The sequence below is a fragment of the Ferrimonas aestuarii genome (assembly GCF_005116665.1).
Classification (GTDB): Bacteria; Pseudomonadota; Gammaproteobacteria; order Enterobacterales; family Shewanellaceae; genus Ferrimonas; species Ferrimonas aestuarii.
Genome location: NZ_SWCJ01000010.1, coordinates 55,821 through 77,037, shown reverse-complemented (window position 1 = coordinate 77,037; position 21,217 = coordinate 55,821). Strand labels below are relative to the sequence as shown.

The 21,217-nt window shown below is 47.8% G+C and carries 20 protein-coding genes; 2 read left to right on the top strand and 18 right to left on the bottom strand.

The genetic code is table 11. The features are described 5' to 3' along the window. Positions 1-12: 12 nt before the first annotated feature. The 18 genes from FCL42_RS13420 to FCL42_RS13335 all read right to left on the bottom strand — a co-directional run bounded on the left by FCL42_RS13420 (position 13) and on the right by FCL42_RS13335 (position 17,110). On the bottom strand, positions 13-573 hold the full coding sequence (locus FCL42_RS13420) for a hypothetical protein (protein ID WP_136863932.1): 561 nt from the start codon (positions 571-573) through the stop codon (positions 13-15). After that, positions 573-1,124 carry a type 4a pilus biogenesis protein PilO gene (pilO, locus tag FCL42_RS13415; protein ID WP_136863931.1) on the bottom strand — a complete coding sequence of 184 codons (552 nt, stop codon included), beginning with the start codon at positions 1,122-1,124 and terminating at the stop codon, positions 573-575. Before pilO ends, FCL42_RS13420 begins: the two co-directional genes overlap by 1 nt. Beyond that, positions 1,124-2,284 (bottom strand): hypothetical protein, encoded by a 1,161-nt coding sequence (locus tag FCL42_RS13410; protein ID WP_136863930.1) that lies wholly within the window; start codon positions 2,282-2,284, stop codon positions 1,124-1,126. The genes pilO and FCL42_RS13410 overlap by 1 nt, the downstream gene beginning before the upstream one ends. Beyond that, positions 2,224-3,084, bottom strand: a complete 861-nt coding sequence (locus tag FCL42_RS13405; RefSeq protein ID WP_169308391.1) for a type II secretion system protein GspK — start codon at positions 3,082-3,084, stop codon at positions 2,224-2,226. Before FCL42_RS13405 ends, FCL42_RS13410 begins: the two co-directional genes overlap by 61 nt. Next, positions 3,077-3,748, bottom strand: coding sequence for a PulJ/GspJ family protein (locus FCL42_RS13400; protein WP_136863928.1), 672 nt, complete (start codon positions 3,746-3,748; stop codon positions 3,077-3,079). The genes FCL42_RS13405 and FCL42_RS13400 overlap by 8 nt, the downstream gene beginning before the upstream one ends. After that, complete coding sequence (locus FCL42_RS13395; protein WP_136863927.1) at positions 3,733-4,158, bottom strand: type IV pilus modification PilV family protein; 426 nt, start codon at positions 4,156-4,158, stop codon at positions 3,733-3,735. Before FCL42_RS13395 ends, FCL42_RS13400 begins: the two co-directional genes overlap by 16 nt. After that, complete coding sequence (locus FCL42_RS13390; protein ID WP_136863926.1) at positions 4,145-4,579, bottom strand: prepilin-type N-terminal cleavage/methylation domain-containing protein; 435 nt, start codon at positions 4,577-4,579, stop codon at positions 4,145-4,147. The genes FCL42_RS13395 and FCL42_RS13390 overlap by 14 nt, the downstream gene beginning before the upstream one ends. Then, positions 4,569-5,768, bottom strand: coding sequence for a type II secretion system F family protein (locus FCL42_RS13385; RefSeq protein ID WP_136863925.1), 1,200 nt, complete (start codon positions 5,766-5,768; stop codon positions 4,569-4,571). The genes FCL42_RS13390 and FCL42_RS13385 overlap by 11 nt, the downstream gene beginning before the upstream one ends. Continuing rightward, positions 5,768-7,423: a GspE/PulE family protein gene (locus FCL42_RS13380; RefSeq protein ID WP_136863924.1), complete on the bottom strand. Its 1,656-nt coding sequence runs from the start codon at positions 7,421-7,423 to the stop codon at positions 5,768-5,770. The genes FCL42_RS13385 and FCL42_RS13380 overlap by 1 nt, the downstream gene beginning before the upstream one ends. Beyond that, positions 7,420-7,827: a type II secretion system major pseudopilin GspG gene (gene gspG / locus FCL42_RS13375; protein WP_205729269.1), complete on the bottom strand. Its 408-nt coding sequence runs from the start codon at positions 7,825-7,827 to the stop codon at positions 7,420-7,422. The genes FCL42_RS13380 and gspG overlap by 4 nt, the downstream gene beginning before the upstream one ends. A 246-nt stretch (positions 7,828-8,073) precedes the next feature. Then, positions 8,074-8,826, bottom strand: a complete 753-nt coding sequence (locus FCL42_RS13370; protein ID WP_136863923.1) for a glycosyltransferase family 2 protein — start codon at positions 8,824-8,826, stop codon at positions 8,074-8,076. After that, a complete protein-coding gene (locus FCL42_RS13365; RefSeq protein ID WP_136863922.1) occupies positions 8,827-9,648 on the bottom strand; it encodes a glycosyltransferase family A protein in 822 nt (273 codons plus the stop codon). A gap of 5 nt (positions 9,649-9,653) precedes the next feature. Further along, positions 9,654-10,523 carry a glycosyltransferase gene (locus FCL42_RS13360; RefSeq protein ID WP_136863921.1) on the bottom strand — a complete coding sequence of 290 codons (870 nt, stop codon included), beginning with the start codon at positions 10,521-10,523 and terminating at the stop codon, positions 9,654-9,656. Between the two features lies 1 nt (position 10,524). Beyond that, positions 10,525-11,598, bottom strand: a complete 1,074-nt coding sequence (locus FCL42_RS13355; protein ID WP_136863920.1) for an EpsG family protein — start codon at positions 11,596-11,598, stop codon at positions 10,525-10,527. 3 nt (positions 11,599-11,601) lie between these two features. Continuing rightward, complete coding sequence (locus FCL42_RS13350; RefSeq protein ID WP_136863919.1) at positions 11,602-12,501, bottom strand: Wzz/FepE/Etk N-terminal domain-containing protein; 900 nt, start codon at positions 12,499-12,501, stop codon at positions 11,602-11,604. Positions 12,502-12,514: 13 nt separating this feature from the next. Next, the gene (locus tag FCL42_RS13345; RefSeq protein WP_136863918.1) at positions 12,515-13,525 is read right to left on the bottom strand and encodes a sugar transferase; all 1,011 of its coding nucleotides are present in this window, start codon (positions 13,523-13,525) and stop codon (positions 12,515-12,517) included. Between the two features lie 124 nt (positions 13,526-13,649). Beyond that, on the bottom strand, positions 13,650-16,388 hold the full coding sequence (locus FCL42_RS13340) for an SLBB domain-containing protein (RefSeq protein ID WP_136863917.1): 2,739 nt from the start codon (positions 16,386-16,388) through the stop codon (positions 13,650-13,652). 251 nt (positions 16,389-16,639) lie between these two features. Continuing rightward, positions 16,640-17,110 carry a transcription termination/antitermination NusG family protein gene (locus FCL42_RS13335; RefSeq protein ID WP_169308390.1) on the bottom strand — a complete coding sequence of 157 codons (471 nt, stop codon included), beginning with the start codon at positions 17,108-17,110 and terminating at the stop codon, positions 16,640-16,642. A gap of 415 nt (positions 17,111-17,525) precedes the next feature. Here FCL42_RS13335 and FCL42_RS13330 point away from each other — a divergent pair, with 415 nt between their 5' ends. Both FCL42_RS13330 and FCL42_RS13325 read left to right on the top strand, forming a co-directional pair. Beyond that, positions 17,526-18,992, top strand: coding sequence for a peptide MFS transporter (locus FCL42_RS13330; RefSeq protein ID WP_136863915.1), 1,467 nt, complete (start codon positions 17,526-17,528; stop codon positions 18,990-18,992). A 462-nt stretch (positions 18,993-19,454) separates the two neighbouring features. Then, positions 19,455-21,047: an ABC-F family ATPase gene (locus FCL42_RS13325; RefSeq protein WP_136863914.1), complete on the top strand. Its 1,593-nt coding sequence runs from the start codon at positions 19,455-19,457 to the stop codon at positions 21,045-21,047. Positions 21,048-21,217: the final 170 nt, after the last annotated feature.

Sequence of the window (21,217 nt, the reverse complement as noted above, 5' to 3'; positions counted from 1 at the left end):
AATTTCGCATTGTTATTGTTGTGCAAAAATCTGCAACTGGATTGAACGTTCACCGGCTTGAATCTCTACCGACTGTTTTCCAATTCCGGAAATTAAATACTCTTCTAAGGATTGCCCCTTCGATACTTGCCGGCGCTTGGTGGTGTTATTTCGCTCATCACGCTCAAGCAAAACAGCAAACGCACTGCTGTCCTGAGTAAACACTCCCATCAAACGATAGGTCTTATCATCAACCCATAGTTGATTCAAATTTCCCTGTTGACTCAATTGCTCCTCTTTGGACATCAGCTTATCTTCAGCATTTTCAGTTGTAGAGTCCGAGCCTTCAAGCGCCTGTTGCTGAGCTTTAAATGGTTGCCACCGTTTTGCCTGAGTTTGTTCGTCTAGTGGTGCCCATACCACGGCTTTAGGGGCAACATCACTGAGCTCTGACTCAACCGGCTCACCAGAAACGATTACCCGCTGCCCCAAGTCAATCAACGCCACAAGCAGTGAGATACCGCACAGAGGCAACAGCCACCAACGGTGCTCTCCCAACCATTGGCTACTGCGATTAAGTGCAAATGATGCCATTATGCGGCCTCCTGAAGCTGATAAATAACCATATCAATTTCAGCATTCATTTTGGTGCCAGAGCCACCGGACCAACTGCGCATCTGAAGCTCAAATTTGACGATTTCACTGACTTTCGAGAAACGGCTTAAGTCCAAGTGCATGCCGATCACATCACTACTTTTACCCCGGATAACCAGCTTCGCGGTCAATAGATTGACCCCATTTTCGCTTCTTACTGGAAGCCAGTTAATACTGCGAAGGTCGACGCCGTTGCGTTTGGCGATGGACTCTAATTGTTTCTGAACCGACAACTGTGAAGGCAGTGCTTCTCCAGCAGCAACAAACGACGAGGCCATCTGTTCATTAGCAGCCTTGAGCTCAGTAACAGAGGTTTCATAAGAGGTCGCATTTTCCGCCAATACGGCTGACTTCTGAAGGCGACTCTGCAGTGATGAGATGTCATTAAGCTGTTGTTGCTGCCATTCGAATACGGGAACCGCCACGAATCGACAAAATGCCAGGCTGCCAATCAAGGTGTAAAGAAGGGGTTTATTCTCAAGTAGGCTCATCAGCCCTGCCCTCCCATCTCAAACTCGATCTCAAAGTCATCAAAACCACGGCGCTCTTTACGCACAGGGCGAGTAAATGCAACCGCTGTGGTGCCGGGAAACTCATTAATCTCAGACAAGATGTCTGAGGCTTTCGTTGCCGTACCACGAATAACGTATTGCCCCTGATTCAGCTCAATGCGGCTAAGCTCCAGATCGTCGTCTTTTGCCATCATGGCAGCAATAATCTCCCAAACAACAGAAGTATCAGTCACTTGGCTTATTGAACCAGATAATGCTTGATAACTGCCTTGCTGCTTTCGCCACTCTCTTTGCAAAGCTAAGGCCGATACGGTCTCACCTTTAATTCCATCCAAATTTGATTGGGCCAACCAGTGTTGCGCTGAAATGACTCCAGAGCTCAAAGCCAAATAACCAGCCAACAAACCGGTAGCCACCATCAGCGCTTGAGCTGCGGGCAGTTCACGACGCTTTTGTTGTCCAAAGAGTCCTGGATACCCACCAATTAGCGCATCAAACCAACATTTGAATACCAAGTCAGAATACGCTTGTTCATTGGCCACCTCACCTAACGCGACCCCTTGTGCCGCGGCGTATTTTTCGATAGTCGGGGTGTTGTCGCTACTTAGACTAGTGTATTGACCAGAGGCATCAGATAAAGCGAACAGCCGTTTTCCATCGGGTCTAACCACATCGATTGCAGACAATTGCAACTTCTTCATGGCTAACTTGATCAACAGGCTTTCTGGTATCAACCAGCGGCGATCCAATAGGTCTCTATTTCGGAAACTATAGAAAGTCACCCTATGGCTGCTTTCCGAGCGACGCTCAATAAAAAAGTACTCCGTATCCGAGATAGGAGACTGAGAAGGCATCAGGCGCAGTGACTTCACCAAGTCCCCTCGATTCGCGATGGGAAAGTCCTGGCTTCTCTCAAAATAGTGTTCACGGCCAATGACTGATGCTAAACCAATACTCTGTTCGGCTTGCCATGTTGAGTCTTCTAAACAGAGCCGCTTAGACAGCTCAAAGGAGACTTTCCGTTGTAAAAGCGCAAAAACCCTAGTGGCCAACGCATTTGATTTATCAGCTTGGTTCATTATCGATTTTCTAGTACCAAATAAGGTTCTTTCTCTGTCGCTTGAGATTTTATTACCCAAGACTCAGTCACAATTGACTCGCCAGACGAGGCGGTCACGGATACTTCGATGTATGGTCCTGGGTAAAATACAAAACTGGCATCCGGATATTCACCGGTTGCTTGGCTGAATGTTTGTCGAGTCAGCCTACGTTCGTTTTTCAACGAAATTAAACTATCTGCAACATCGGGAAACAGCGCTCGAATCACCGCATCCGGCGCGCTACTTATACTAAAAAAGTTGGCAAAATACAGCGTCAGATACGGAGTCATCACCCCTGCTGATTTTGGCCCCCAGTTAGGGATAAACCTCAGCTCGTTCAAGGATAACATACCACCCTTTCGCACTTCTGCCCCATTGAGCCCTTGGTTTACTGCATTAAGCTGTGATTCAACCTTAGGATTTTGCCAGTCAATTAACGACTGCCGCATCCGCTCAGCATTCACGCCTCCAAGCTGAGACTCGATTAAGGGGTTCAAATACTCTTTATTGGGGAATCTTGCCCCAACCAATCCAGACTGGTCTTGTAAGCGGTACTCTACGCCACCAAACTCAAACGGTTTACCATCGAATCGCCAATGATTAACCACTGCATCGCTAGAAGACGATGTCTCAAAAGTCTGATGGGTCATCAACGAAAATAGCATGCGATTTCTAGCGCTGTGAACCTCTAACTGGGCCTTAGCCCTCTGTTGAAGCAATGAGGCCATGGTCACCTGATCACGGCTCGAACCAACAAAATAGAGAGCCAGCAAACTAACCACCATGCTGATCAATAGCACCTGAATCAGGGCAATACCTTGTTGCTGGCCTTTATGCACCGCGGAACTCCCCATTGTATTTTGACAACAAGTTCCTATCTTCCGTGATCTTCAACAGCACCATCTCTGACTCCGACAAAGACAAACGGATTTTTTGTGGCATCAATTGGCGCCTTACGCTGCTGTAACCCTCAAACCATTGGGGCTTTGGCGTCGAGATGCCATTATAACGAGACAGAGACTCAACCCCGAAATAGTCAAACCTTGGATTAACTAAGTCGGTCATTAGCACAATCGGTTCGGAAAACGGTACCTGTTGGTCTACCTTAAGCAGGTAGTTATCGACCATAGGCCACTCTTGATATTCAAGGCGATAGCCTGAATTACCCTCAGCCACCAATTGCAATCGAATCACAGCTGGCGCCCCCGGCCGGAAAGCTCCAGAGTTGGTCACAGCCACAAAACCATTGATGTTGCCTTCAAAATAGAGCCGCGGCTTATTGGCATTATCAACGGTAACGTAAGCTCGAATACCATTGAGAGACTGCTTCACTAGCAACAGCGAACGCGCATCATTGGCAACTTTCTGAAAGCGTCCTAGTTGGCCATCCCAACGACTGGAGAAACTGGCATAGCCTTGAGTTGCCAACAACAGCACTGAGGTTAAGATCACCAGAGTGATCAGCATTTCAACTAGGGTAAACCCCTTTAGTTTGGAGTCCATGTCAACTCCTGATACTGATATTTACGTGTTTGCTGCTGCACCTTGACCGTTAAATCGACCCGCCACAACGTAAACCAACGCTGCGGTGTGATCTCAATACCCGTTACTGGGTCCAAACGCTTAGTCGGTTGGCGCCGCATTGCGGGCTCTGCGCTCCATTGGTATTGCACCCCAAGGAAGCTGCCTTGACCTTGGGTACTTGAAGCCGAAGTTTGCGTATGTAAACGCTCAGCGATGTTATCGACGATAAACATAAGTTGGCTGCTGGCTTGAACCGTCGATTCGGCTTTTAAACTTGAAAGGGTCGCCTGTCGATACACCACGGTCATAACGGACAGAACAGTGAACAAAATCACCGACGCCAACAGCACTTCGATAAGCGTAAACCCTCGAGAACTAGCCTTTCGCATCAATCACCTGACCTTCACCATCGATGATGTTAAGCAGATTTAATCTAATGGTGCGATTTGGCAACTCAACAATAAGTTGTTGGGATTGAGGAAACCCCGATTTCGAAAATGTCACCCTTTGGTTTGGGAAGTGAAGTGTCTCGAACGTCACCACCTCCTGTTTCTTCGGAACGAACTCGCCAACAACCTGATTGTCAAAAAAGTCAATGACTCCGCCACGCCCAGAGGCAAACGCCCGAAAACTAGAGCGTTTGATCAATGACTCCAGTTGCAAACGCTCCGTTTGCGCTTGTGCTTTGGCAACCACGTTATTTGCCAGAGGCCCAACCAGCGACATCATGATTCCCATCAGAACCATCACCACCAGCATCTCAACTAAGGTGAAGCCAAGTGGGTGGTGAGAGCGAGCTCTAGAAACCAACGTCGTTCACCGACATGATGCTCAGCATCATTACGATCACTACACCACCAACAATCACACTCATAAAGAGGATCAGCAGCGGTTCCAACAACGCCGTAAATCGAGTGGTGGCGGTATCAAACTCTTCTCGAGAACGACTGGCGATCTCCTTAAATACCGGCTCAAGATCGCCACTTTCTGCGCCAACTTCAAGAAGCGATACATAAAGGTCAGGATACAACACACTCTTGCTGAGACTTTCTGTAAGTGGATGACCTTTTTTGATGGCGTCATTGGCCGACAGCAACACCTGACGAATTTCGCGATTTTTGACGTTACCAGCCGCCAGACCAATGGCTTGATCGATGGATATCCCGGCTCGCAGCATCATCTGCGCCGCCGTATTAAAGCGGATGCGCTCGGTGAGCACGACCAACGCGCGCAGCCCCGGTAGATTAGCGATCCGTTGTTCAAGTTTAAGACGCCACTGGGGCTTATTTTGACCACTCATTTTGATGGCAATGGCGATGGCAGCCAAACCAGCAAATAGGAACCCTTGGTACTGCTGCATCCACTCACTGGTGCTCAGCAGCGCAACCGTGTAGGAAGGCAACTCCGCGTTACCATCAAACATGCCACTAAGTTGCGGAACCACAAAGTTAAAGATAAACATCACTGAGGCAACGCAAACAAACAGAATCACCATAGGGTAAGTGAGCGCTCCCTTTACCTTTTGATTCAACTGTCTGCGAAACTTAAGATCCGCTGCCAACTGGTCAAACACCGTAGGCAATGTGCCACTGGCCTCGCCGACACGAACCAGGTTGAGATAGAGCTCATCAAAGTGCTCGGGAAACTGCCCCAGCGCATCGGCCAGAGGTTCTCCTCGCTTCACACTCTCGAGCAAAGATTGAGTAAGGGCAGTAAGTTTCGGATGCCCCTTTTTCTTGGCAAGAATGCCCAAGCCACGGTCAATACGCACCCCATTAGCCAACAACATGGCCAACTCGGAAGTAAGAAACTCAATGTCTTCGATATTGACTTTCTTACTACCAAAGGAGATTCCTTCGCCGGCAACCGGCTTGATCTCAACGGCGGTGATCTGCTGTTCTAACAGCAATGTTGACGCCAGCGCTTTGTCTTTGGCATCAATCTCGCCTTTGACTTCATTGCCACTTAGGTCATAACCGCGATAGGAAAATAGCGCCATTATCCAGATACTCGAATTGCTTCATCGATGGTAGTTTGCCCCAACATAGCGCGGTACAAACCATCTTCCATCAAGGTTCTACGCCCCTGCTGACGATTGTGTTCACGCGCCTTGCCGATGAAGTGGGCGTCTTTCGGGATCGCTCGAATAGTGTCATCACAACGAAGGTATTCAATCAGTGCCATCCGGCCCCGATAGCCGTTGTGATTACAGTGGTCACACCCTTTTGATTGACGTAAATCAATCGTCTCCACACCCATTCGCTGGGCAAGTTCAACCAACTTGTACTTTTCAATCAACTCTTGCGCGTCAGGATGAGGGACTGAGCAATGAGGACAGATTTTACGAGCCAAACGCTGGGCAATAATGGAGACGATGGCCGCGTTAAGCAGATACTCTTCCGCCCCTAAGTCGATAAGACGAGTGTAAGCCGATGGCGCATCATTGGTGTGCACGGTACTGAAAACAAGGTGACCCGTCAGTGCAGACTGCATGGCAATGCGAGCGGTCTCCTGATCTCGAATCTCACCCACCATGATCACATCGGGATCCTGACGAACGATGGAACGAAGACCTGCAGAAAAATCGAAGCCGATGTCGCTTTGAACCTGAACCTGATTAACACCATCAAGTTGATATTCCACCGGATCTTCCAGAGTAATGATCTTAACGTCATCGCCATTGAGTTCATTCAAGAAGGTATAAAGGGTAGTGGTTTTACCTGAACCCGTTGGACCAGTGAGCAAAATTACCCCAGCGGTATGCTGAAGATCCTCTTTAATGGAGCTGAAGGTATCTGCAGATAAACCCAGCACATCCATATCGTAGGTCACCGAATCCTTTCGCAGGAATCGCATCACCATACTCTCGCCATCATTCAGGGGCAAAGCTGAAACACGAATGTCCAACTCGATATTGGCGATCTTCATCTCGATCTTGCCATCCTGAGGTCGACGACGCTCAGCGATGTCCATTCCGGACAGAATTTTCAACCGTGAAAGCACCGCCAGTTGCAGACGTCGAGGCAGTTGCTCCACTTCATGCAGCACGCCATCAACTCGATAGCGAACTCGATAGCGGCCGTTTTGTGGTTCGATATGCATGTCTGATGCGCCTTGCTTCAGCGCACGAGCGATTAAACCATTTAGTAGGTTTACCGTAGGGGCTTCGGTGGCCAACTCTCGAAGTTTGTCCTCTTCAAGGTCTGACAGCACGACATCATCAATGGCGTCCCCCATATCAGCGCTTTGCTGAGACAATCCTTGCAGATCGCTCTCTTCAGCAAGCAAGATATCAAATGGCAGCTCAATAAGAGTGAGGTATTGCCGAACTTCACGATCCAGAGGGGTAGCCGTAGCAAACTGAACTCGCTGTTCCTCAAACGAAACCGGGTACCATTTTCGCTGTTGTAGGAATTCAAGATTCAAGTCGAACTTGTCAGCCAATTCCGCCGACGCATTACCGGTTACGCCATTAAAAAACGGATAGTCGAACAATTGATGGTAAACATTGATCAATTGGTCTTCGGGCAGAGCCCCCATGTTAACCAGCAACTGTTCAAGATGACCACCGTACTTGGCTTGATACAACTTGGCCTTTTCGAGATCACTAGACGTGACATCAAAATGCCTCAAGATCGTTACTAAATCACTCATTCGGCGACAATGTCCTCGTTCTCATCAGAGCCGCCAACTTGACCGTCTTTACCATAGGACATCAAAAGATAAGGCTTACCGTCATTTCCTGGGACTTGGTAAACGTAAGGGTTACCCCATGGATCCATAGGAACGTCCTTAGGAAGATATGGACCATCCCAACCATCTTGGCTAGATTGACGCAATTCACCTAAATTTGCTGGGTAATCGCCGATGTCCAGCAGGTAGGTATCGATAGAGGTCTGCAGCATCTGCATCTGAGCAGCGGCTGTCTTTTTCTTAGTTGAGCTCACTTTTGAGAACATTTGCGGGGCAACCAAAGACATCAACAGGCCCAAGATTACCATCACGATGAGAAGCTCCATCAAGGTGAAGCCTCGAGTTCTATTTTTAATTTGTTGCATCTCTATACCCTAAAATTCACTCATGCTGGCTCGAAAAGGTACCAGCCTGTTAGTGATACTATGTGCGATAAAATCGCTATTGTAGCCTCGAAACCACCCCAGAATCCATACGGCCTGGGGCACCAAAGCGTTTAAGAAGTGAGGCAGCTCAAATTGTCCTCTAAACAAATTAAGAGCGCCGTAACGACACGGAGTTCAATCCTATCCAAATCCATTTGAAAAGCTTAAATAAAGTGTTACCGGAAATTAAATTCGATTGGCCACGCCAGCGACGGCGTAACAAGTGAAATGCTTTAACGACTTCATCAGGCTCAGCTTCTCCACTTCGCGGTAGACGCGCCACTGGTATTTTGCCGCCACTAGTTTATTTGAAGATACGCTATTTCTAGCCACGCGGTAGTCCGCAAGGGTTTCCTGAATGCCATAGGCCTTTGGTGTCAAAGACAACAGTCGCAGCCACAATCCGAAATCTTGGCGCTTTGCAATATTAGGCATGTAAACGGTACCCAACTGTTCGCGATCGTAACACGCGGTCAAACACCCAATTTTGCAACAATCCAACAGTTGATCATAAGTGATGCTCTCTGGCGCAGCGATAACTCCCAGTTTATCCCCGGCTTCATTGGTTCTTTGATAGCTGCTAAAGCTAAATGCGACACCATTTTGTTGCATGAACGCGATCTGAGTCTCTAACTTGTGTGGGAACCAAGTATCATCGGCATCAAGAAAGGCAATGTAACGTCCTTTCGCAACACTGATGCCTCGATTTCGAGTCACCGCAGGACCTGCGTTCCACCCTCTTGCAACCAACTGGATCCGGCGATCTCTTTCACACCATGATTGAATTAGCTCTCTGGAGTCATCGATGGAGCAGTCGTCAACGATTATCATCTCCCAATTGGTGTAAGTCTGCGCAATGACAGACTCTATGGTTCGCTCAATAGTATCCAAGCTGTTGTAGCTGGGCGTAATAATAGAGACCAGTTCTTGCTTCATCATCTACTTCTTTAACGTTGAGTACAAAAAATAGCCTTTAAAAAAAGCACTCAATGGGCTGCCTTCAGCCCAAGAAAACTTTGACCTATTTTTCAAATAAAAATATACGATTGCGAAGGGAGCCAACCACATGCCAAAAATCTCACGAAATGCTACGCCTCGGCAGACAAATTGTGATTCATTTTCAAACACTTTACCTGATGAAAGCCTTGGGTGGCATGCAATCACTTGTGGGTATGAAAATAGTCTCAAGCCTGCTTTCATTAGCCTCGACAGATAAACCGGTTCATCACAAGCAGATAGTGAGGTACCGGCCCCCAGGTACTCAGGAAACGCTTGAGCAGTTTCTCGCAGACGACTTAAGCGTCCAGCCACCTCAATAGTACCAACCTTCAATATGCTTCCTTTATGGTGACGAATACTAGATGCTGGATAAGGTTTAAGTAAGGCATCCGTTCCAGTTTCTTTAATGCTAAACGTCAATAGGTCGGCTTGAGGCATCGCTTGAAAAGCCTTAACGATCACCTCATAGAAGTTTTTCTCCAGCAACACATCATCGTCCATAAACACAATGATGTCTCCTTCAGCATGCTTCAGCGCCCAGTTGCGACTTTTGGTAACTCCGCGACTCTGCAATCGATGGTAGTTAATATCATCTCGTCCGGTGATGAGCTGACTGACCTCTTCTGCGTACTGGTTTCCCGAGGGCGTCTGATGAACAACACGATAACGTAAATTAGCGTGTTGTTGAGCGACAACCGATTTCACACATGAGATTCTCTCTTCATAGGTCGCTATCAACACTTCAACTAAAGGCTTAGACATGGTGTTCAATTTGCTTTTCTACCATCTAGCTTTTGCTTTAAACCGCTGCAGTTCTGAGCAAGGTATAAACTCAGAGCAGAACGGTAGTTATGCACGCTAATCGAACTTATCAAGTCTCCCAAGCCATATTTGGAGCCAGACACCTTAAACTTCAGTATTTTCATAGACTTCAAATGCGCGGAAGTCATATGACGTTTATGCTTAGCAATAAAGCGCGTCAAACCGTCCAGTTTACGGTTGGAGCTGCTCGATATTCTCTGGCTACCATGATCCGTCTGAAGCACATAGCTTGGTGATGAAATTTTGGCTGCCTTAGGGTACTTCGCCAACAGGCGAACCCAAGTATCGAAATCTTGAAACGCAGGCATTTCAACGTCAAAACCACCCACCGATTCAAATTTCGCCTTGCTAGTTAATACTTGATTCCCCACTAAATTGTTATGGAGCAGCGCATCTAGGCCAAATTCCCCCTCAGGAAAGCCATTTGGACGATAGATCTTAGTGCCATCCTGCGACAGCTCATTACAGCAGCTACAAACAAATGCGTAGTCATCGCTGTAAGCTTCAACCAACTCACTAACGCGATTGGGTTCAAAGTAGTCATCATCATCTAAACCGGTGATCAACTCCCCCGAGGCGTGTTTAATTGCGCGATTACGGGAATAACAAGCGCCTTGAATACGCTCATTAATAAAATAACGTAATCTAGGCTCATTCTCATAATCAGCAAGCACGTCCGCAGTTCCGTCTGTCGAACAATCATCGACCACAATCAACTCGAGATTGTCGTAATCCTGCTGCAGTACAGATTCTATTGCGCGAACCAGCAGTTGCTTTCGATTCTGGGTGATTAAATAGACAGTAACTTTTTTCATACTAATAGCTTGTAATAAATTGTGCGGTCACGTAGACGTTTTTCAATAGCCATAAAAAGCCGAGGCTAACAACAATCACCTCTTTAACCAGATATCGCCCTGTGAATCGATGCAAAGCCATATAAAAAGTGATCACTTCAAATGGGCAAAACAAGTAGTAATACCGAAGTGACAACAACTTAAGCTCATGCAGAGCTAACATGCCTAAGAAACCGATGACAAAAGCCGTCAGCACCGGGTTAAAGTAATCAGACTGTTTGGTTAGAAATTTCGAGTCCACAATGCAGTAGACAATCAGCAAAAAATCCAACACCACCGAGAGACTCAATAAGTTGATCTCCCCCGCCTGCGTCAACATGTAGTTCGCTACTCGATACACTGTAACGCTGTATGGAGACAACAGAGAGGTCAACTCTTGCAAAAAGTCGACACTGGCAACACCAATAGACAGCGGGATAAATACCAGCGCATATCCGGGGTGCCAGCGAAACTTTCGAACTGGCCATACGACCAAAAACAATATGGATATCGAATGGAATGAAGCACCTAATAGGGTTAACACCAAAAATGGCCATCGCCTATTTTGCAACAAATAGCAGAATGCAAGGGTGCAAAACGCCACCGCAACCCCTTGTCTAACGATGTTGTACTGCAATGTGAAGTAGGTGAACGTACAGGTATAGAGAAACACTAAGATAGGTGCAATATTCTTATCAATCCGCTGGTAAGAATAAAAAATCACACTTACAGTAAGGAAGTTTAGAAAAAACAGGAAATGCTGAAACCCAGCATCGAATTCTCTAAAAACTGAGGCCAGTAATACGAAACCGGCCTCAATACGCTGTGCTTCAAACCCAAAGTTACCTATTGCTAACGCGTTCGATAACGGTTGGATATCGAAATAGATCTCGCTGTATCTGAGGGTATCGGTGCCGATGCTAATGTCTCGAAAGCCAACAAAATAGGCCGTTAGGACAAACAACGGAAACATAAACAAGTAGCGATACTCTCTCAGCTGCATTGCTGCGAGGGCAAAACCACCTGTAACCAATCCAACGAGAAGGTAATAAAACACGGATTATGCTTTTCGGTATGCCAAAAATAACACCAGCAAGACGGAAACAATGCCGCCCAAGAACGTCCCCAAAATGCAGATGACAGCACGCTTTGGTGAAACCTTCTCTTCAGGCACTACCGCTGGGTCGATAACTTTGAACACGTACTCATCTTGAGCTTCTGCCAGCATTAAGCGTTTTACCTGTTCTTCGATCAGGTTATTGAAAATCTGCTGCATCGAAGACAGCTCGGTCTTTTTCATCTGAGCCGTCAGGTACAAGATGTTTTTATTGATCTCTTCAATATCGCGAGTCTTAACCCAGTTATTCAGGTCAGTTACCATCCAGGTTACCCACTCTTGCGCCAATACTGGCGATAATGAGGTCAAGCTAACACGAACAAAGCCGCTGTCTTTAAGGCGCTCATATTCAATCTGTTCAATAAACACCTTATAGGCCTCCCAAGCAGAAGGCTCAGGAGCTTTAGGAGCTTCAACCTCCCGTGTCCATTGGCCGGAGGCAACATCATAAATCTGATCGTTGTAAGTCAAATCGCCGGTTTTATCCGACCAGCCTTCGAGGGCCATCAACGGCACTAACAGTTCATGCTTGGTAATGAAGTGATCGACAAAGATACGGGAGGTGATGGTTTGAAGCGCAAGATTTACCTCTTCAGAGTTCCCCCCAGTTGCGGAGATTCCAGCAAGAGCCGCCAAGCCTCCCAGTTCGGCGCCAATATTACGCATATCATTGTCTGCCGTTTGTGGAGACAACAACACCTCAGCTTTGTAGATATTAGGCAGACTTAGAGCAAACACGACCGAACCGATGGCAAAAATGCCTGTCACTACAATAATCAGCAATTTTCGTTGCCAGAGTAACTTAATCAATTCGTTGATATTCAATGTAAAATGTTGATTCATAACAATCTGTACGCTATCGCCCCATCCCAAAAAGCACAACTTTGACGGTTTTTAGTAGAATTTTTAAATCCAATAGAGTGCTGTGATGTTTGATGTAATAAATATCAAACTTGTGCTTCCAGATCGCATCCTCTATTGAGGCTCCGTAAGGGTAGCTAACCTGAGCTAGCCCAGTCACACCAGGCTTTACAGCATGGCGAAAACGGTAATATGGGATCTCTTGTTCAAGTTTGTTAATGAACACTTCTCGCTCTGGGCGAGGACCTACGATCGACATCTCCCCTTTCAAGATGTTGATTACTTGAGGTATTTCATCAATTCGCGTTTTACGGATAAATCGACCCACTCGAGTGACTCTAGAATCATTTTGAGTGGCCCATTTGGCCCCATTGGCCTCAGCATCCGTGGTCATTGAGCGAAACTTGATCACATCAAATTCGTTGTTGTACTCACCGACACGCTTTTGTTTGTAGATGATCGGACCGCGACTCTCTAACTTGATGGCAAAAATGGTTATCAGACAGATGGGAAAGGTCAACACCAGCAACGTAATCGCCGCACATAAGTCAATGACACGCTTTGCTCTACGAGTACGTTTATTGGAGAGTATGGAAAACGCTTTTTGATGCAAAAAGTAGTTACTTTTCAGCAAGGACACTTCGGTATAGCCAAATCGGCGATCTAAATAACTGACGAATGGCTCTACCCATGCGCCAACCTCCGTCATGTGAACTAGAAACGCCTTCTGCTTATCATTCAGATTAAAACTGTCAAAATGACAAATGACCTTTCCGATAGGCTCGTCAATGTCGTATTGATTTATCACCAATTTAAATGGGTAATCAGCAACGATGGAGCGCAGTTCATCTTCTCGAGAATCTGGGCAGTAAAGATAAACAACCGACTGCTTCAACGCCTTTTTGCTCGAATCAATCGCATTACTGCTTCTCCAAACGTGTTTGTTCACGCTCGGAGAGTAATCGATATCCTGCTCATCTACAGAGCTCTTTAATTCAATAGTCATCGAGCCTTTACCACGTCATCTCGAGTTGTAACTTAAAGCTGAGTTTGGCTCCTTTAATGCCCTTCACCTCAGGAAAGGCATCTTGAAACCGTGATTTAGCCGTAATCAAAATATCTCCGTTAAATCACAAAATATTCAGCGCTGAAAGTGCTACAGCAGTGTTGTAAATAATTGACGTTACCTGAGACCACAACGTCAGACCATCTTTGTAGTTCGTCTCAAGCGGCACAATAATGGTGTCTCCAGGCTTGAGTTGCTGCTCAGAGTCGAACCAGTAGGAGCGCTCTGGCAGAACCACCGAACCGTCTGCTCGCACAATGTACATTCGGCCACTATCGGCACGTTCAGTCTGGCCACCAGACATTCTTAAATAGTCATCCAATGACATACTGGCATCAAAGCGATGAGACGTTGGGTGCTGCACCTCACCCATTACCGCAACAATCTCACGCTTGGGCGGGATATAAAGAAGATCGCCGTTTTCAACAACGATATCGGCTTTCTTGTTGTTCTGTTCGATACTTTTGGCATCGATAACCAAACGACCAACCGCTTCTACTTTTTCAAGCTCAGCCAGCATAACCTGAGTATCTGAGACTGAGGCAAAATTGCCCGATTCGGACAAAAGACGGTTAGCTAGCTCCTTGCGCAGGCGTTCGGTAACGCGGCGCATCTCTAACTGCTCCTGCTTACGCATAGACTCTCTGGTGAAAACCGCACCAAATGGGTAAGCATAATCGGTGAAACCTCCGGCTCGAGCCAACACTTCATACAAAGTTTCACCCTTTTGAATTGAGTAAACTCCAGGGAAGCGTACTTCACCTTTTAGCTCGATGGTTGGATTTTCCTGCCAATCAGGCTGAGAGAAGATATTGAGCCGGTCTTTGCTTTGCAGCGCATAGTTGGATTCATTGTGTCCCTTAAGAAGCGCTTCCAGTGCAACTTGAATGTGCTCAGTACCTCCTTGTGCATAGGCGTTGCTGCTGGAGCGTGTCAACTCAGCTTGCAGCAAGAAGGCACTCTCTTTGAGGCCACCAGCCATGGCAATCAAATCATCAATATGGCCATTCTTCACCAATGGATACACACCAGGGAAGTACACCTCTCCAACGACGCCAACGACTTGGCTACTGTTGGAGTAGTCGGCTTGGTTTTCTAGTTTTGCAATAACCCCTAACAGTAGCTCCTCACGGGTAAGTTGAGGAGAAAGCTTAATCAAAGCGGGATTATCAAACAGCGTCAGCAGCAACTTGGAGCGCAGTTCTTCGATCTCTTCTTGATCTTTTTGGACCTCTTCCTCATTTAAAGCAACACCAGCGATCTCAGTGCGCGCTACGGCATTATTGCTTTGATTCTGAAGTAGGTATTGCTGCTGCGATAGCAAAGGTAGTTCCTGCTGTTTCGACTTATTCAGCAGTTCCTGATCCTCTTGAACCTTGTTGAAAAACTTGGCCAACTCACGGCGATCAACTACATCATCGCGCTGGTTGAACACCATCAGAACGTCATCGCCTTGTAAGGTCAAGTTCTCTTTAGAATTTGGCTGTCCTATCGCTTCGGCGAGATTAAAGCCGAGAACTTCGATATCTCCGCGGAAATTAACTTCACGAATGATTAGGGCGTAATCAACAAAAGCCTGAGAGCGAAGATCTGAGCGCAGCGACGGCAGTAGGTCACTAACTCGTTGCCCTTGCTGCCACTGATAAACACCAGGGCGGGATACCGCGCCCATAATAGTAATGGTCTCATCAAAACGTTCATTAGTAGAGCGAACCAACAAACGGTCACCATCTTTGGCTTGAGCTTTCAGACCAGACTGGGAGGTTAGATCAACATTGACTGCTTGCTTTCGATACGCTGAATTGAAACGCTCAACCACAGACGCTTTTGGATAAGCACCAGGTTTTAAACCACCAGCCATCGACACCAAGTCGCTCATGGTCTCATTCCCGACCAGCTCATAGATTGCCGGGCGGCGCACATCCCCCTCAACGGCCACAGTGGCCCCCACAGGTGGGATAAACACCACATCGCCAGATTGCAGCGGCACGTCTCCTGAGGCATCTCCGCGCATCAGAAGATCATAAACATCGAAATGACCAACCAATTTGCCTGCTCGCTTGACCTGGATGTTACGCAGGGAGCCGATCTCTTTGATGCCGCCGGCCACAAACAGCGCCTGAGAGGCACTGGAAAGGCTGCTCACGGTATAAGACCCCGGATTATTGGCATCACCAGCAACAAAGATGCGGATAGAGCGAAGTTCGCCCATGCTGACGTAAACACTCTGGCCAATCATCTGGCGGCTAACCCGTTCAACCAGTAACGCCTTGGCGTCTTCAAAGCTCAGTCCGGACAGGTTAATTGGGCCTAGTTCAGGAAATTGAATGACGCCTTGGCGATCCACTTGTAGGCGATAATCACGGTTATCTTTGCCAAAAAGTTGAACAACCAAGGTGTCCCCAGGACCCAGCCGATAATCTTGTGGCACAGGAACATCGGTGACAGGAGCAAATGTGGTGGGCACCCCTTCAAATAACTCATAGCCGAAAGGCTTAAGTTCTTCGGTCAGCTCGTCCTCAGCTTTTTCAGCTTCAAACTGCTCATTTTGCTGATTCCAAACAGGATTAACCAACGGTTGGTTTGGCTGCTGTATCTGACCAGTTGATTGAGTCTGCATCTGCTGCAGCATTGAAGGGTCAATGCCATATTGCTGCGCTAATGCCTGTTGCTGCGACGGAGGAAGGTTCTGAAACTGCTCCATCATCTGCGGAGTAACATTCACAGCCGCAGCCGGAATTGCTACCGCTAATACAACAAAGGCCCATAATCGAGAAAGGTAACTGGTCAGGTTGTGTTTCATTATCGATGTTTCAACTTTTTAGTGATCTGACGTGCATCATGCACGAGGACAGTAAAAAAACTGTCACAATAAAGGTCGTTGAGTGCAAAAGCAGCATCTACCGCAAGCTCGCCAAAACGCTTAAATAACAATCAACGAGGCCCCACAATCAAGTGGGCCATTGTACTTGTGTTTTAGTACGCCTCGCAAACTCTTATGCCGCAGTTATCTCTGATTATTGCAACTCATGAGCGATTATCATGCTAATCGTTTTAAACAACAGCTTGAATTGGCACAGTTAAACTGCGTTCACCGCCCAAGATGTTGATTAATATCCGACATCGTTCGTTGGCACAGGGTTCCTCAAAAATGGCATCTATTTGTTCAAATCCAAAATAATTCAACTGAATCGATTGGCCGGGCTCAGGTATTTGAAGCACTTTCGTCGCTTTTGGCTTTAATCGACGCTTTAACGACAAAATAAGCGACAACTCGACCGGCCGGATCTCTCCCGCTGTCCTGACCAAAGCCTGCACGCCGTCAAGGTGCTGAACTTGACGCCAACGAGGCGAATACGGGTCAACTCGAATAAACAGATAGCCAGGAAACAAAAGCGTAGGCGCTGAGGCCGATTGGGCCTTGGTTACGACAGGAAGGAACGTACGAAGATCCAATTGTCGGCATAAGGCTGTGATGCGGTACTCTGAACGAGCATTTACCTTGAAAAGAAACCACTCAAGCATGATTAACGTCCCTACTATTTTTCTTGTGCACGCCATCCATAGCGATTGCCACCATTGTGACACTTTCGCCAATAGGAATCCACGGGCCTAGAGTAAGCAATCTAATTCTTTTTTACAGCAACGTTTTCACACTGGCCTCAGTAGCAATCTACAGAGATAAATGTGCCTTAATCCTTATATTTGAATCATTTTGTTCATTTTATTGGAAATATGTGGCTAGGCGTTTGAATAGTACGAATTAGTAACACCTCCCCCTCCTAGATCGCCCGCTGCCATTGACTTTCACCCGCTGAAAAAGGTATACAAGTGCATCCCTCCGCCTCTGAAAAACCATTATATTGGTGGGGAGTTGAAGCAGTTTCGCCCATTGCTTCGACACATAATTGTAAAAAACGCAAAGAAGGTTATAACTCAAATGAGCGCAGCAAAACCGCAAGCAGGTACTATGCTGGGACATCCTAAAGGACTGTTCCTGCTGTTTACCACCGAGCTTTGGGAACGCTTTAGCTACTACGCTATGCGTGCCATCTTGGTACTTTATCTTGTTGACCAAGTCAGCAATCAAGGCGGCCACGGTCTGGGTTGGACCCAAGCCGACGCCCTTTCCCTCTACGGTACCTTTACCGGTCTTGTTTACCTGACACCTCTCATCGGTGGCTGGCTAGCCGATAACTATTTAGGACAGCGCAAAGCGATCTATCTTGGTGGTTTCCTAATGGCTGCCGGTCAGTTCATGCTGGGCACCCCACACGCTTGGGTGCCAGGCATGGAAACCGAGATGTTCTACCTTGGTCTGGGTACCCTTATCCTAGGTAACGGTCTATTTAAGCCAAACATCTCTACCATGGTAGGTGACCTGTATGAAGAAGGCGATCATCGCCGTGATGGTGCCTTTACCATCTTCTACATGGGTATTAACGTTGGTGCATTCCTATCCGGCATCATCGTAGGTTCTGTTGTTGAAGCTTACGATGGCAACTTCCAGGCTGGCTTTATCTGTGCCGGTATCGGTATGGTGATGTCTCTGATCATCCAGTTCCTGTTTGCACAGAAACTACTGGGCGACATCGGTACCGTTCCTGCAGCTAAGCTTGAAAAGCAGCAGCAAACGGAAGTTCGTAAAGAGCCCCTGACTCAAGTTGAACGCGATCGCATCAAAGTGATCATGGTCATGGGTCTGTTCACCATCGTGTTCTGGGCGGGCTTCGAGCAAGCTGGTGGTTTGATGAACCTGTTCACCAATGACTTCACCGACCGCATGATCGGCGACTGGGAAGTACCTACCACTTGGTTCCAGTCTTTGAACGCCATGTTCATTGTTATCTTTGCTCCTGTTATCGCTTCCATCTGGGTTCGCCTAGGTGATCGTGAGCCGAACTCTCCTGTGAAGTTCGCGATGGGTCTGGTACTTCTAGCGATCGGCTTCCTGTTCATGATGGGTGCCGTTATCGAGATGGATGGTGACCCAACTAACAAATCCTCCATGCTGTGGTTGGTAGGTGCATACTTCTTCCACACCATGGGTGAACTGTGCTTATCTCCTATCGGTCTGTCGATGGTAACCAAGCTTGCTCCGCTGCGTATCGCCTCATTGATGATGGGTGCGTGGTTCCTGTTCGTTGCTATTGCGAATAAAGTTGGCGGCGTAATCGGTTCCCTTATCGGCCACGGTGGCGACGCCGAAGAGCAGCTGGCTAACGCCATGGGCATCTTCTCCGGTATCTTCATCACTGCAGTTCTGTCGGGCATCATCCTGTATTTCATGGCTGACAAGCTGGTTGATTGGATGCACGGCGCTGAAGATGGCCACACCAAGAGCGAAGAAGAAGCCTTAGAGGAAGAAGTGGCAGTGACCGCTGACCACGAAGGCATCAAAAGCTAATTAGTCGCTTATATAAGCGCTTCAAAGCCCAGCATTATGCTGGGCTTTTTGTTGTCTGAACCTTAGGTTTCAGAGCACTGGAAAGCCGCTAGGCCCTGACTTGCGTCAGGGTGACGTTTGATGATTCAGCCAATGATATTACGCCCTACTTCATCAACACTGCTCAACAGCGCCTTACCGGCGAAGGCCGGTATCCAGCAACCTAAAGCTAAACAACAAAAGCCACTGGGCCCTGACGTGCGTCAGGGAGACGTTTGATAATTCAGCCAATGGTATTACGCCCTACTTCATCGACACAGACCGACAGCGCCTTACCGGTGCACGCCGGTAGCCAGTGCCCAAGAGCTGATTGGCAAAAACGTCATCCTCCTGTCACCAATACCGAATAAAACTTGCGCACAGCGCTCTGGCTCGGTACCCTGCTGCGTTTTTTAAAATTCATCATCAATAGGAAGTGTCACTTTGATCATCGCCTCCAACATCACCATGCAATTTGGGGATAAGCCCCTATTTGAAGAGATCAACGCTAAGTTCGGCGGCGGTAACCGCTACGGCCTTATCGGTGCTAACGGCGCCGGCAAGTCGACCTTCATGAAGATCCTCTCCGGTGAATTGGAGCCATCTGCCGGTAACGTCAGTCTGGAAGCCAACACCACCATGGCCAAACTGGGTCAGGATCAGTGGGCATTCGAAGAGTTCTCCGTTATCGACACTGTGATCATGGGTGACAAGAAGTTGTGGGAAGTCAAAGCGGAGCGCGACCGCATCTACAGCCTACCTGAGATGTCTGAAGAAGATGGCCTTAAAGTTGCCGATCTGGAAGTCGAATTCGCCGAAATGGACGGCTACAGCGCCGAAGCCCGTGCCGGAGAACTGCTGCTTGGCCTAGGTATTCCTGAAGAGCAACATTTCGGCCTAATGAGTGCCGTTGCACCAGGTCTGAAAGTCCGAGTACTGCTGGCTCAGGTACTGTTCGCAGACCCAGACATCATGCTGCTGGATGAGCCTACCAACAACTTGGACATTCACACCATTCACTGGTTGGAAGAGGTACTTCAGGCTCGCAGTTGCACCATGATCATCATCTCCCACGACCGCCACTTCCTGAACGGCGTGTGCACTCACATGGCAGACATCGATTACGGTGAGCTGCGCATGTACCACGGTAACTACGACGAGTACATGACCGCCGCAGAGCAGGCCCGCGAGCGTATGCTAGCCGATAACGCCAAGAAGAAAGCCCAGATTGCCGAGCTGCAAAGCTTTGTAAGCCGCTTCTCTGCCAACGCATCCAAAGCCCGTCAGGCGACATCGCGCGCCAAGCAGATCGATAAGATTCAGTTGGATGAAGTGAAAGCGTCCAGCCGTCAATCGCCATTTATCCGCTTCGAACAAGAGAAAAAGCTGTTCCGTACCGCCCTTGAGATTGAAAACCTGTCTCAAGGCTACGATGAACTGCTATTCAAAGGCCTCGATATGCGGGTTGAAGTGGGCGAGCGCATCGCCATCATCGGTCAAAACGGTGTGGGTAAATCCACCCTACTGAACACTCTGGTCGGCGCCATGGAAGCCAAATCCGGCACCATCAAGTGGTCTGAGAATAACAACATCGGTTACTACGCTCAGGATCACGCCGACGACTTCGCCGAAGACATGAACCTGTTTGATTGGATGGGGCAATGGGCCACCGAAGGCGCCGATGAGCAAACCATCCGCTCGTTCCTAGGTCGTATGCTGTTTAGTCAAAATGAGATTAAGAAATCCACCAAGGTGATCTCCGGTGGTGAACAGGGTCGCATGCTGTTTGGTAAGCTGATGATGCAAAAGCCAAACATTCTGATTATGGACGAGCCGACCAACCACATGGATATGGAGTCCATCGAAGCGCTAAACTTAGCGCTGGAAAACTATGCGGGTACCCTACTGTTTGTCTCTCACGACCGTCAGTTTGTGTCCTCGGTTGCAACTCGCATCATCGAACTGAAATCCGATGGCATTACCGACTTCCACGGTACCTACGATGAGTACCTGCGAAGCCAAGGTTTGGAAGGCTAATCCTTTTCAAATAAAGGTAGTTAAAAGCTCTCAATTGAGGGCTTTTTTGGTTTTTAGGCCTTTGAATAAAGGTCTCTGGCCCCTGACCTTCGTCAGGGAAGCGCTTGAAGATTCAGCAAATGAGATTGCGCCCGACTTCATCGACACGACCCGCCAACGCTTTGCCAGCG

Coding starts and splice junctions, on each gene's coding strand:
- FCL42_RS13420 (WP_136863932.1), bottom strand. CDS start 573: ATGGCATCATTTGCACTTAATCGCAGTAGCCAATGGTTGGGAGAGCAC.
- pilO (WP_136863931.1), bottom strand. CDS start 1,124: ATGAGCCTACTTGAGAATAAACCCCTTCTTTACACCTTGATTGGCAGC.
- FCL42_RS13400 (WP_136863928.1), bottom strand. CDS start 3,748: ATGGACTCCAAACTAAAGGGGTTTACCCTAGTTGAAATGCTGATCACT.
- FCL42_RS13395 (WP_136863927.1), bottom strand. CDS start 4,158: ATGCGAAAGGCTAGTTCTCGAGGGTTTACGCTTATCGAAGTGCTGTTG.
- FCL42_RS13385 (WP_136863925.1), bottom strand. CDS start 5,768: ATGGCGCTATTTTCCTATCGCGGTTATGACCTAAGTGGCAATGAAGTC.
- FCL42_RS13380 (WP_136863924.1), bottom strand. CDS start 7,423: ATGAGTGATTTAGTAACGATCTTGAGGCATTTTGATGTCACGTCTAGT.
- gspG (WP_205729269.1), bottom strand. CDS start 7,827: ATGCAACAAATTAAAAATAGAACTCGAGGCTTCACCTTGATGGAGCTT.
- FCL42_RS13370 (WP_136863923.1), bottom strand. CDS start 8,826: ATGATGAAGCAAGAACTGGTCTCTATTATTACGCCCAGCTACAACAGC.
- FCL42_RS13365 (WP_136863922.1), bottom strand. CDS start 9,648: ATGTCTAAGCCTTTAGTTGAAGTGTTGATAGCGACCTATGAAGAGAGA.
- FCL42_RS13360 (WP_136863921.1), bottom strand. CDS start 10,523: ATGAAAAAAGTTACTGTCTATTTAATCACCCAGAATCGAAAGCAACTG.
- FCL42_RS13350 (WP_136863919.1), bottom strand. CDS start 12,501: ATGAATCAACATTTTACATTGAATATCAACGAATTGATTAAGTTACTC.
- FCL42_RS13345 (WP_136863918.1), bottom strand. CDS start 13,525: ATGACTATTGAATTAAAGAGCTCTGTAGATGAGCAGGATATCGATTAC.
- FCL42_RS13340 (WP_136863917.1), bottom strand. CDS start 16,388: ATGAAACACAACCTGACCAGTTACCTTTCTCGATTATGGGCCTTTGTT.
- FCL42_RS13335 (WP_169308390.1), bottom strand. CDS start 17,110: ATGCTTGAGTGGTTTCTTTTCAAGGTAAATGCTCGTTCAGAGTACCGC.
- FCL42_RS13330 (WP_136863915.1), top strand. CDS start 17,526: ATGAGCGCAGCAAAACCGCAAGCAGGTACTATGCTGGGACATCCTAAA.